General features: G+C 35.2%; 11 protein-coding genes. 4 read left to right on the top strand and 7 right to left on the bottom strand.

Annotation, left to right across the window (positions count from 1 at the left end):
- Nucleotides 1-465, top strand: a complete 465-nt coding sequence (locus J3U16_RS07540; RefSeq protein ID WP_267342801.1) for a MarR family winged helix-turn-helix transcriptional regulator — start codon at nt 1-3, stop codon at nt 463-465.
- Between the two features lie 315 nt (nt 466-780).
- Here J3U16_RS07540 and J3U16_RS07535 read toward each other — a convergent pair whose 3' ends face one another.
- The 4 genes from J3U16_RS07535 to J3U16_RS07520 all read right to left on the bottom strand — a co-directional run bounded on the left by J3U16_RS07535 (nt 781) and on the right by J3U16_RS07520 (nt 8270).
- Nucleotides 781-3990 carry an autotransporter outer membrane beta-barrel domain-containing protein gene (locus J3U16_RS07535; protein ID WP_267342800.1) on the bottom strand — a complete coding sequence of 1070 codons (3210 nt, stop codon included), beginning with the start codon at nt 3988-3990 and terminating at the stop codon, nt 781-783.
- A 19-nt stretch (nt 3991-4009) separates the two neighbouring features.
- Entirely contained in the window at nt 4010-4486 is a 477-nt protein-coding gene (locus J3U16_RS07530; protein ID WP_267342799.1) for a toxin-activating lysine-acyltransferase, read from the bottom strand.
- Nucleotides 4487-4852: 366 nt separating this feature from the next.
- The gene (gene pta / locus J3U16_RS07525; protein ID WP_065734033.1) at nt 4853-6997 is read right to left on the bottom strand and encodes a phosphate acetyltransferase; all 2145 of its coding nucleotides are present in this window, start codon (nt 6995-6997) and stop codon (nt 4853-4855) included.
- Between the two features lie 67 nt (nt 6998-7064).
- A complete protein-coding gene (locus J3U16_RS07520) occupies nt 7065-8270 on the bottom strand; it encodes an acetate kinase (RefSeq protein WP_065563049.1) in 1206 nt (401 codons plus the stop codon).
- A 185-nt stretch (nt 8271-8455) separates the two neighbouring features.
- On the opposite strand from J3U16_RS07520, the gene yfbV reads away from it, so the two are divergent.
- From yfbV to cysK, 3 genes are all read left to right on the top strand, one after another.
- Nucleotides 8456-8905 carry a terminus macrodomain insulation protein YfbV gene (yfbV, locus tag J3U16_RS07515; protein ID WP_267342798.1) on the top strand — a complete coding sequence of 150 codons (450 nt, stop codon included), beginning with the start codon at nt 8456-8458 and terminating at the stop codon, nt 8903-8905.
- Between the two features lie 10 nt (nt 8906-8915).
- Entirely contained in the window at nt 8916-9422 is a 507-nt protein-coding gene (gene priC, locus J3U16_RS07510) for a primosomal replication protein PriC (RefSeq protein WP_220225978.1), read from the top strand.
- Between the two features lie 310 nt (nt 9423-9732).
- Nucleotides 9733-10698 carry a cysteine synthase A gene (cysK, locus tag J3U16_RS07505; RefSeq protein WP_267331858.1) on the top strand — a complete coding sequence of 322 codons (966 nt, stop codon included), beginning with the start codon at nt 9733-9735 and terminating at the stop codon, nt 10696-10698.
- Nucleotides 10699-10776: 78 nt separating this feature from the next.
- Here cysK and ruvB read toward each other — a convergent pair whose 3' ends face one another.
- The 3 genes from ruvB to J3U16_RS07490 form a co-directional block, all read right to left on the bottom strand.
- Nucleotides 10777-11781 carry a Holliday junction branch migration DNA helicase RuvB gene (ruvB, locus tag J3U16_RS07500; protein ID WP_267338696.1) on the bottom strand — a complete coding sequence of 335 codons (1005 nt, stop codon included), beginning with the start codon at nt 11779-11781 and terminating at the stop codon, nt 10777-10779.
- 18 nt (nt 11782-11799) lie between these two features.
- Nucleotides 11800-12408, bottom strand: coding sequence for a Holliday junction branch migration protein RuvA (ruvA, locus tag J3U16_RS07495; protein ID WP_065563044.1), 609 nt, complete (start codon nt 12406-12408; stop codon nt 11800-11802).
- Nucleotides 12409-12654: 246 nt separating this feature from the next.
- The gene (locus tag J3U16_RS07490; RefSeq protein ID WP_065563043.1) at nt 12655-12993 is read right to left on the bottom strand and encodes a YbaB/EbfC family nucleoid-associated protein; all 339 of its coding nucleotides are present in this window, start codon (nt 12991-12993) and stop codon (nt 12655-12657) included.
- Nucleotides 12994-13014: the final 21 nt, after the last annotated feature.

The following is a 13014-nucleotide window of genomic DNA, read 5'->3' as shown; positions in this document are numbered from 1 at the left end:
ATGGCAAAGGGCGATAAGTTTTTGACAAAATTTCAAAGTGATTCTCAATCCGTTGGTTTTATTTTTATGAAAACTTATTCGTCCTGGCATGCAAATATTAAAAGTTGTTTGAAAAAACGGTCTATCACTCATCCTCAATTTATCGTACTTGCAACACTTGCTTATTTATCACAATACAACGATGAAATAACACAAGTCACTCTATCCAATCGAACAAATATCGATGTGATGACAATCTCACAAATTTTAGAGAATTTAGAGAAAAAAGATTATATTGAGCGCCACTGTTCAAGCAAAGATAGTCGAGCAAAATCCATTCAACTGACACAAAAAGGGTTTGATAAAGCAAATGAAACTGTACCTTTAGTTGAACAAATTGATAAAGAGTTTTTTTCAACATTAAAGGATGATAAAAAACTATTTATGTCAATGTTATTAACACTATTAGAAAGTCAAGGTGAGTAAAGTAATTATCCTTTATCATATTTATTCAAGTTTAAAACATCAAATGGCTTTAATTCATCTAAAAATCAATTTGTTAAGTATTAATAAATGAGTTCTATTTAACAAAAATTTCATTATAAAATGATTTGTTGAGTTAAATTTATTCCAATCTTAAAAATATCACTTTTGCCATTTGCAATAAGTTTTACGCGATGAACATTAAGCCATATTATTTTATTTAACTTGATTATTAGTTACTTTTTTATAAAAAAGTCTATACGTAATGCATGACTAGCCATTACGTATAGAACAGAGAAATAAACTTATAATTCTAAATTACCATTTATGTTCTATTCCAATATTTCCTTTATAGCCTTGATGCTTAGTACTTCCAAAATCATGTTCATAACGAGCATCACCATAAAGAAAATTATCTTTGCCTAATTCCGTTTTTATACCAACCCCCAATTCTCCCCAAGTAGTTGCATAATTTTCACGTAAACTATCTTTACCTATTGTGACATGAGTTGGCTTAATAAAGTCATGCCAAACATTACCAATTGCATAAATCGACATTATTTGTCGATCTGCTGCTTGATTATTATGGTCTACTCGTACACCTATTCTGCCACGCAATTGATCCTGATTATTCTGATCGACTTGACGATATTTATCTTTAAAACTATCCAAATTAAGATATTGATAAACAAGTTGAGCTTGAGGTTCGATTAGCCATTGGCTTGAATCAACTTGACTAAAGTTGAAGGCATGTCCGGCTTCTGCTGAAACAGCTACACCAAACCCATTTTGATGGATAGAACGGGCTTCTTTTCGTGCATCATATTTATTGCGGATTGAAGAGAACTGTCCAACTAAATCTAAATAACTGTTATTAGCAGAAAAATAGGTATTAGTTAACCCAAGGCTAAATGCTTCCGAAGTACCTTTTCCGGTTTTTTTGTTATGAGAAATTAAACCATTAACAGCACGATATTTATCGGAAAAATCAGTGTTAGCTTTAGTATATGAAAGATAAGCACCTGTATAATTGTGGCTTCCATCTTCGAATAAATTGTTTACCAGATCATGGCCAAGTTGTAATCCATAAACGTCAGTTTCTAAATTCAACCGTTTTTTTCCGTCTGATTTAAGATGTTTGCCTAATATTCTTCCCCAAGTTTCACTTAAATGTTCATCGCAAGTACTACAATTAGCTAAGTTAAAGTTAGCATATTCGCCTCTACGTTCATGCAAAGTACCAATACTTAATAATCCTTGTTCTTGGTTTACTCGTGGCATTGATACATAGCCAGAAACTGCATTTGAATAGATCACCTTTTTAGGTGGTTTTACTGGGTCAACAGGTTTGACGGGGTTGTCTGGGTCAACGGGTTTGACTGGGCCAACGGGTTCACCTGGATTACTTGCCTTCATAGTCCAATAGTATTCATCACCATTAGTTGTTTGACGTTTTGCCAATTGAACTTCTGTTGCACCTGTCGTTTGTGCATCACCAGTAAAATTGCTTTCTGAGCTTGAAGTTCCTACATTAATAACAGGAATACTATTCAATACTGCAGCAACTTGCTTTATGTTACCATCAATAAAATTTTCAGCCCCATTTGCATTAACAGGAATAACTTTAGTAACACCACTGGCAGCTCCAGTGATTTTTAGTAAGTCTGATTGTGAAGTATTATTATTCCATAACGTATTCATCTTAACTATTGCATTATTCGATGCCGAGTAATTACCTTGAATAGTTAAACTATCATTATATTTTCCATGAGAATGATTATCCAAACTAATAATACCACCATCACTAATAACATTACCTTGTAAAATAAACTCATTTGCACCCGCATCATCAAATGCAGCATTAAGTAACGCACCATTTGATAAGGTTAAATTATCAAATAAAGCAGTTTTACTGGTATCATTTGCTTTCAAGTTCCAAGTAAAGCCATTATTTAAGTTTAAGTTGAGTGTAGGCGTTTTATTGGCATCTAAAACTTCACCCTCTTCAGTTTTAACCAAACCTTTATAAACCAGCCCAGTCATACTTCCCTTGTCAGAAGCATTAAAGGTAACTGATGACGCTTGATAATCATCATGACTTTGTTCTGTTCCAGTTTGATCATAGGTATTTGAAAAGAACTGATAACCAGATGCGGTATAATTTCCACTCACGTTAAGAATATAACCCGCATCATTTGCTGTTAGATCAGTTTTATCACCGGTAAAAGATAATACAGTATCGACTTGACCTTGATCGACAAAAATTAAATCTTTGCGACCAACAGAACCACTGATAACCGGGTCAGCACTAGTACCATTGGTAGAAAATATCGCATTTTTAAAGCTTGCACTTACACCATGTGATGCAGCCTGTTCAAATACTCCACTTGAATTCGCATCATCATGAGTCCCGATTTCAAGTGCATAACCATTTGTTTTGATGATTGTCGAACTATCGTCATAATCTGCTTTTAATAAAGAATTGCGAACCATCTTAATACCAGAACCATTTAAAGCATTTGTAGTATCAATATTAAGTTCACCATGAGATTCTAAAATACCAGCACCTTCACCAGTATTACGCGTCTTTCCTAATTTGACACCCACACTGTCCCAGTTCAATGATGAACTATCGCTACCTTTATTCAACACTATGCTATTTTTAGCGCCTTTTAAAATCACTATTGGTGTTAATTGACCATCAGCACCAGTATCATTCGCGCCACCATGATTGGTTGCATTACCCGATACATAAATACCGATGGCGCGATTACCAGTCAAAGTCATATCCAAATCATCATTAACAATAACTCGCCCTGCAGAACCTTGACCATTATTGTCATATGCACCTTGAATAGCACGAATACCATTATTTAATATTGGAGAGGTTTTACCACCTGACGTTGTTTGGTTGATCGTCAATTTATCAACTGTGACTGTACTATATTTACCATTATAGGCGTTTCTCTCACCGGCATTTGCAGCTGAACCGGTTAATATCCCATAAGCAGCCACACCACCACTAGAGTTACGACCACGTGTATAGTTATCAGTTATATTTAATACAACATCTTTAGCAGTGATATCGACATTGTGATAAGTCGTAAGCCCCATCACATTACCATCATTCTTTATAGTAAAATTTAAATTGCCCGCTTTAATTGAGCCACCGGAAACACCATAAGTATATTGGTTACCTAAGCCAGTATAATCGGCACTGACATTTGCAGTAAGGGTCGTATCACCCACATTTAGTTGTTCATGCAGTTTACTTCTAGTTAAAATATAAAAACCAGCATTACCACTTTGCGTTGCAGTAGCAGCATTTATATTATTACAACTAGGAGCGTCTTGGCCTACTAAATAAGATCCATCAGGATTTGCTGTACAATCCAATGCAAATAAAGAGGTTGAGGCTGATAAAATTGAAACAGTTATCGCTACTTTACTAACACGTCGTGCCAATTCAGAACAAACTATGCTAGTACCAGTTAGAAAATTAAATTTTGTTTGGTATATTTGATTCATAATTCTTTCCTTATAGACTCTAACATTGAACTTTTTTTACAACGGTGTTTGTTTTTGACTTGTGATAACCAAAAAAGCAGAGATTATTTTTTAGAACTTTTTTACAAACAGATTTCAATAAGAAAGATTCATTCCGTCCAAATGGGCAAAAGAAAGATAAAAGCCATAATTGTTTACTTTCATCATTCTTATTACATTGAACAAAATTCACATAACTTTTCGTTTTGTTTAGATATTCCCGTTCCTCATCTTTATTTAAATATGCCCAATTGAGATAACCGAGTGGTCGATTATTTTTAATGAGTAAAATAAAATTCCTAGACTGAATAGTAGGCAGTAAAGTTTCCAATGCTGAACTTATGGCAACATTTCTATAATTGGAATTCCTGTTCCATAACCAAACCATGGCGCCTAATACTTCGGCTTCATTCCATGAAGTATCATGATAAATGCTGGGTGCAATGACTCTAATGGAGTCCTGATTAAGACAATTCATTCCGTTATACCTTTAGTATTTTTAATTAAAAATAATATTGAAAATAAAACTTATCTTTCTTAAAACTTAGGAATATAAAAACAGCTTTGCTTAATCTTTAAACAGGTAATGAAATGGACAAATAATTAACAAATTGATTAAATTAGGGAGATATAGACCATGTGTAGTCATATAGCTTGAATAAATTAATCAAAAAGAACTTTATAATGTATAGAATTGGAACAAAAAACAGCGCTAAATAATGTATAACTTACATCATCCTTAACTAATTTCGTCACTTTATGTGATTGGACTTATCGGACAGATAAAAAATGAGAGGTCTGTGAAAAACCTCTCATAAATTTAAACATAAATATTAATAATTTACTAGCTATTTTTTTCTTGCGCGGATTGAATAGCGGTTAATGCAATTGTATAAACAATATCATCAACTAACGCACCACGAGACAAATCATTAACAGGCTTACGCATACCTTGTAACATAGGTCCAATTGAAACAAGATCAGCTGAACGTTGTACAGCTTTGTAAGTTGTATTACCAGTATTTAAATCAGGGAATATAAACACCGTCGCTTTACCTGCAACTTTAGAATTTGGCGCTTTTGATTTCGCAACATCAGGCATAACCGCAGCATCATATTGTAAAGGACCATCAATCATTAAATCTGGGCGTTTTTCTTGAGCAATACGTGTTGCTTCTTTCACTTTTTCAACATCAGCACCTTGACCAGAACTACCGGTTGAGTAAGAGATCATCGCCACACGTGGTTCAATACCAAAAGCAATAGCAGTATCAGCAGATTGAATAGCGATTTCAGCAAGTTCTTGCGCATTTGGATCTGGATTAATAGCGCAATCCCCATAGATATAAACTTGATCAGGCATTAACATAAAGAACACCGATGAAACAAGCGAACTACCTGGAGCAGTTTTGATTAATTGTAGCGGAGGGCGAATAGTATTGGCCGTAGTATGAACAGCACCAGAGACTAAACCATCAACCTCATTTGCTTCAAGCATCATTGTACCAAGCACAACATTATCAGCTAATTGCTCACGCGCAATAACTTCAGTCATACCTTTGTTTTTACGTAATTCAACTAAACGAGGTACATATTTATCACGAATGCGTTCTGGGTCAACAATTTCAACACCTGCACCTAAAGTAACACCTTGCGACGCAGCCACTTTACGGACTTCATCAGGATTACCAATTAACACACACTTAGCAATATGACGCTCTGCACAAATTGCAGCTGCTTTAATTGTTCTCGGCTCATCCCCTTCTGGTAACACCACCACTTTTTTCGCATTACGTGCAAGCTCAGTTAATTGATAACGGAATGCTGGAGGAGATAATCGACGAGCAGAACTAACCACTTCATTCAATGATTTAATCCAACTTGGATCAATGTGATCGGCAACAAAATTCTGAGTATTATCCATACGTTCTTTATCATCGACCGGGATTTCTAAATTGAATTGTTGTAAATTGATTGAAGTTTGGAATGTATTGGTTTTAACAGTAAATACTGGTAATCCTGTATCAAAAGCAGGTTGACACAATTTATAGATTTTTTCATCAATATCATAGCCACCAGTCAATAATACACCACCAATAGCAACACCATTCATTGCAGCTAAACAGATTGTTACTAAAACATCAGCACGATCAGCTGAAGTTACTAATAACGCGTTCGGTTGAAGGTGATTAATAATATTTGGAACGCTACGAGAACAGAAAGAAACATGTTTAATTCGACGATTTTTAATACCGCCTTCATTAATGATTTTAGCTTGTAAATGATTAGCAATGTCATATGTACGACAAGAACTTAAATCGATGTTCCAAGGAATACAGCCAAGTACAGGTAATGGGCTATGCTCGCTTAAATCATTAATTGTAATTTTCTTACCATCAAATTTAGGTGTATGATAAATTTCAACAACATCTGGACGAGCGAGATTTTGTTCTTCTACTGGTGCATTGACTTTGTTAACAATCACACCAATAATTTTATCATTTTTGATGCCACCAAAATTAGAGCGAGCAATCTCAATGCGTTCTTTTAACTGCTCTGGATCATCTTTACCCATATTAACCACAAAAATAATCTCAGCGCCTAAAGTCTTCGCGATGTTATTATTTAGCTCATTAGCAAATGGATAATCAATAGTTGGTACAATACCTTCAACTAAAACAACATCAGCACCTTTAGTATTTTCTGCATATAGTGCAACGATTTCTTCCATCAAAACATCTTGTTGATTCAAACCTAATAAGTTTTCAACATAACTCATTTTTAAAGGTTTCAAAGTTGGAATCGATGTATTATTACTAACTAAAGTCGTTGTATTATCAGGCGCATCACCACCTGCTCTTGGTTGGGCAACTGGTTTAAATACATTTAAGTTAATACCTTGACGTTCCATTGCTCGAATAACACCAAGACTTACACCCGTTAATCCAACATTAGTACCAGTTGGAATCAGCATAATGGTACGAGACATAATAAGTTTCCTCTTAATTCTTTATTAAATCCAAAAACAAACCGCCTTAACGGCGGTTTTAAAGTGCTTAAGCTGTTAAGCGTGCTGCATCTTGTGCGATGACAAGTTCTTCATTGGTAGGAATAACCATTGCAATAGCAGAACCATCTTTAGTGATCACACCACCGTTACCAAAACGTGCAGCTAAATTGCGTTCTTTATCAATCTCAAAACCAAGTATACTTAATTTTTCTAAAGTTTTACGACGAATACATTCAGCATTTTCACCAATACCACCAGTAAACACGATTGCATCTAAACGGCCGTCTAACAACATCGCATAACCACCAATGTATTTGACTAAACGGTGAACAAATACTTCTAAAGCATTTTTAGCATTTTCGTCTTTATCTGCATTATCTGTTACATAACGGCAATCGCTACTTACACCAGTTAAACCTAATAATCCTGATTTTTTATTTAATAAATTATTTATATCAGCAACTGACATATTTAAATTGTCATGTAAAAAGAACATGATAGCAGGATCGATATCACCACTTCGTGTCCCCATAACTAAACCTTCAAGTGGTGTTAAGCCCATAGAAGTTTCAATACTTTTACCGTTTTTCACAGCAGTGATTGAAGCACCATTACCTAAGTGGCATGTAATCACATTCGTTTGATCAACAGGTTTATTTAATAATTTTGCAGCTTCTCGGCTGACATAATAATGACTAGTACCATGAGCACCATAACGGCGAACACCGTACTTAGTATATAATTCATTAGGAATTGCATATAAATATGCTTCTTTAGGCATTGTAGTATGGAAAGCTGTATCAAATACTGCAACATTTTTATTTTTTAAATGAGGAAATGCAATAAAAGCTTCGCGAATACCAATTAAATGTGCTGGATTATGTAAAGGCGCAAAAGCAGAAGCTTCTTCAATACCTTTTAAAACGGAATCATCAATCACAACTGATTGGGTATACTTCTCACCACCATGAACAATACGGTGCCCAATTGATTTTATGCTGTCTAATAATTCTGGTTTTTGTGGAAAAATGTTATTAACAATGAATTTAATCGCTTCGCTATGTGCTGCACCAGCTCCTAAAGAAGCTTCTTGCTTTTCACCATCTAATTTCCATTTGATACGAGCATCAGGAAGGTGAAAACATTCAGCTAAACCAGATAAAAACTCATCACCATTTTCAGGGTTAATAATAGCAAATTTTAAAGATGAACTTCCACAATTCAGAACGAGAGCGTTATTACTTGATGACATAGTAATTCCTATAAATTGAATAAAAGATTTTTACCAATCAATATTGGCAACTCTACACATTAATCAATGTGTTATATAAGGCGACTTCTGATATCTTGAAATTTGAGATAAAATAAAGAGAGCCCCCAATTTGAATGGCACTATTTTAAGACAATAAAATGTGAATGTCGAGGAATCCAAACCAGATGAACTTAGTTAAAATTTTTAAGGCAGGTCAAATATATATGGATATTTGCCCAAAAGATAAAGCCCTATCCTATTCATTTCCTGAATTAAAAATTATTAACTACATCAAAGTTGCAAAAAAAATTTTACCGCCGATCATCATCGGCTTAATTCTTTGGCAATATTATTTACCCGCGCAATTAGCGGTAACCGCAATCACAATTCTATTTGCCTTAAGTTTACCTATTCAAGGGATCTTGTGGTTAGGATATCGTTCTCAATCGCCATTACCGCTCAACTTAATTGACAGCTACAACCGAATCAAATTGCAATTAATTGAAAAAAAGATATTAAGTACGAATAAAAATCCAAATGAAAAATTAACTTTTGAATCGTTAATGAAACTAATAAACTTATCTAAAATTCATTTAGGGAATTATTTTGGGCAAAATGACGATAACCAACCATAAAGATATATCCATGCAAAAATTTTTGGAAAAATTGAAAAATCAAATAAACGAGCTTGAGCAGCAGTTGAACTTATCCGAACAACAAAGCTATCAAGAGCATTATTTTGATGAGCATCTGTTTAACACCAGTAAAATTGAAACCGACAATCAATTCTATTTAGATAAAGTAAAGCAAACCTATCTAGCACTTTGTGATGCAGTACTTTCAGAAAAACGTACACAAATCGAATTTTTATCAGAAAGACTTATAAACCAAATTACCGCCCTAACACGTGAGCTTGCCACAGTACATTTACGTAAACAAACTACTGGCCATATTATTACAGAAACATTAGCTGAAAAACATTCAAGACATTTAGATTATTTACGACGATTACAAGAGATGAAATATGAGCTCGAACTCTCTTTAGAGTCAATAGAACACACCAAAATCGCTGCCCTTGATAATCGAATATACCGCTGCGAACAAGCTATTAAAAGGATTGAATTAGACATGGAAAATAGTTTCATTGAATAATGGTTTCATAGATAATCATAAATTTCTGAATATTTGATGATCAACGATTACCTAACTTAAAATAATGTCTTAACAAAACACGCCTGAATATAGCGTATATGTAAATTCACATTTCAATACTATAGTAAGATCCGAGCACTAAAAAGGATACCAGCTAGTCAAAATAAAGGCCCTTATATCAAAAATGCATATGAATATAATTAATAATTAGTATCATCTTTTCAGTTCAATCTATAATATAGTCATCAACATTAATTAATTACTTGCCACCACTTTTGAATCTAAGAATAAACTAATAAGGACTTTTTCCATGAGTAAGATATTTGATGATAACTCACAAACCATCGGCCATACTCCCCTAGTTCGATTAAAACATTTTGGGAATGGTAATATATTAGCTAAAGTCGAATCTCGTAATCCAAGTTTCAGCGTCAAATGCCGAATTGCATCAAATATGATTTGGGATGCCGAAAAACGTGGTTTACTTAACCCTGACGTCGAACTTATAGAGCCAACTAGTGGTAATACTGGTATCGCATTAGCTGCTGTTGCCGCTGCTCGTGGTTATAAATTAACCTTAACCATGCCAGAAAGCATGAGCATTGAACGCCGCAAACTTCTAAAAGCGTTAGGTGCAAACCTTGTATTAACTGAAGCTGCCAAGGGAATGAAAGGTGCGATTGAAAAAGCAGAAGAAATCGTTGCTAGTAATCCAAAACACAATATTATGCTCCAACAATTTAGCAATCCCGCCAATCCAGAAATTCATGAAAAAACCACAGGACCAGAAATTTGGCTTGATACAGATGGAAAAATCGATATTTTCGTTGCAGGTGTGGGAACAGGTGGAACCTTTACTGGCGTAACAAAATATATCAAAAAAATTCAAGGAAAAAGCATTACGGCTGTCGCAGTTGAGCCAACTACCTCACCTGTAATTACGCAAGCACTTGCCGGCGAGCCTATCAAACCTGGCCCACATAAAATACAAGGTATCGGAGCTGGATTTATTCCTGGTAACTTAGATTTGAGTTTGATTGATTTGGTCGAAAAAGTATCTAACGAAGAAGCAATCGAAACAGCTCGCATTATAATGGAAAAAGAAGGTATCTTAGCAGGAATTTCATCCGGTGCTGCAGTATTTGCAGCTGATCGTTTGGCTCGATTACCAGAAAATGCGAATAAAACCATCGTGGTAATATTACCCTCTTCAGGTGAACGTTACCTTAGTACTGATTTATTTAGTGGTATTTTCACTGAGAAAGAACTTGGTTAATTATCCTATAAACGCAAAACACCGCCATTTGGCGGTGTTGGATTAAAAATCGGATAATTCAAATTAAAATAAATCAAATTAATTATCTTGAACAATACCAAAATGTCGATAAGCATGTGGTGTTGCAATCCGTCCTCTTGGTGTTCTTTGGATATAACCTTGCTGAATTAAAAACGGCTCTAACACATCTTCAATCGTTTCACGTTCCTCACCAATTGCTGCAGCAATATTATCTAATCCTACTGGACCACCCATAAATTTTTCGATGATGGCAAGAAGTAACTTACGATCCATATAGTCAAAGCCTTCATTATCCACATCTAACATATCTAAAGCTTGAGTCGCAATACGCTCATCAATAACACCTTTGGATTTAACATCCGCATAATCTCTCACACGTCGCAATAAACGATTAGCAATACGAGGCGTTCCGCGTGAGCGTTTAGCTATTAAAAAGGCACCCTCTTTGGAAAGATCTAAACCTAAAAACTTAGCACTACGACTAACGATATACTCCAAATCCTCAACACGGTAAAACTCAAGGCGTTGCACAATCCCAAAACGATCGCGTAATGGCGATGTTAACGAACCCGCTCGAGTAGTGGCGCCAATAAGTGTAAAGGGCGGAAGATCAATTTTAATTGAACGTGCGGCTGGACCTTCACCAATCATAATATCGAGCTGATAATCTTCCATAGCAGGATATAATATTTCTTCAACGACAGGAGATAATCGATGGATTTCATCAATAAACAGCACATCATTAGGCTCGAGATTGGTTAACATTGCAGCCAGATCACCTGCTTTTTCCAACACTGGACCAGAGGTAGTACGCAAGTTAACATTCATTTCATTAGCAACAATATTAGCTAAAGTGGTTTTACCAAGACCTGGAGGACCAAAAATTAAAACATGATCAAGCGCATCACTACGTTGCTTGGCTGCCTGAATAAAGATTTTCATCTGCTCTCGCACTTGAGGTTGACCAATATACTCATCCAAATATTTAGGTCGAATAGCCCGATCTAACGACTCTTCTTCTTTTTGAGCCTGTGGCGCAATTAAACGATCCGCTTCAATCATCATCGTTCCCTATTTTCTTTATAGTGCTGACTTTAATGCTTCACGTATTAGCATTTCACAATCCATGTCTGGCTTAATGACTTTACTAATAATACGACTTGCTTCTTGTGGTTTATAACCCAAAGCGATAAGTGCCGAAACGGCTTCACCTTCAATCTGACTTGAGGATTTTTTAAGACTTCCAGTCTCAACAGTTACGTTTACATTAGCTAACTCTTCACCAAACCGTTTAACTCGATCCTTCATTTCGACAATCAATCGTTCAGCCGTTTTAGTGCCCACGCCAGGTAATTTAACTAACGTCTTAATTTCACCTTGCTCAACTGCACTAATAAATTGCCCTGCTGACATTCCTGATAAAATTGCTAACGCTAATTTAGGACCAACACCATTCACTTTAATCAACTCACGAAACAATTCACGCTCTTGTTCATGATTAAAGCCATACAGCACTTGAGCATCTTCACGAACGGCAAAATGAGTTAACACAATCACTTCTTTACCATTATCAGGTAATTCATAAAAACAGGTCATTGGCATAAATACTTCATAGCCAACACCACCAACTTCAATTAACACTTTGGGTGGTTGCTTTTCAATAATGATTCCACGTAAACGACCTATCACAATATATCCTTAATAAATAATGTCAATTAAACAACGTTGATCAATCAGTATTAAACAAAAACTCTCGTTCAACATCAGCCTAATTATTATGATCAAAATTGAATGTGAATTAAAAAAACAATTGTGAGTTAGTTTACCTGATAGGAGAAAATTAATAAAGACAAACTGTATAAATAAACAGTCAGTAGACAAAAATATTGCCGACAAAAGTCAGCAATATCAGAAAAATAGAGTTAAAGATTCAAATTAGAATGGCATTTTAAAACCAGGTGGTAATTGCATTCCACCAGTAACTTGAGCCATACGCTCTTTTTGAGCTTCTTCCAAACGGCGAGTAGCATCATTATAGGCTGCAGCGATAAGATCTTCTAACATCTCCTTATCATCTTCGGTTAATAAAGACGGATCGATATCAACGCGTTTACAACTATGTGCACCATTTACAGTAACTTTAACGATACCCGCGCCAGACTCTCCAGTAACCTCTAACTTAGCAATCTCTTCCTGAGCTTGCTGCATTTTTGCTTGCATTTGTTGGGCTTGTTTCATCAAATTGCCCAAACCACCTTTTCCACCTGGAAACATAATTATTCCTCATTAAAAACA

It is taken from the genome of Gilliamella sp. B3023 (genome assembly GCF_026536845.1).
GTDB classification, from domain to species: domain Bacteria; phylum Pseudomonadota; class Gammaproteobacteria; order Enterobacterales; family Orbaceae; genus Gilliamella; species Gilliamella apicola_E.
Note: the sequence above shows the minus strand (reverse complement) of the source record. Positions and strands in the feature narration are given on the sequence as shown.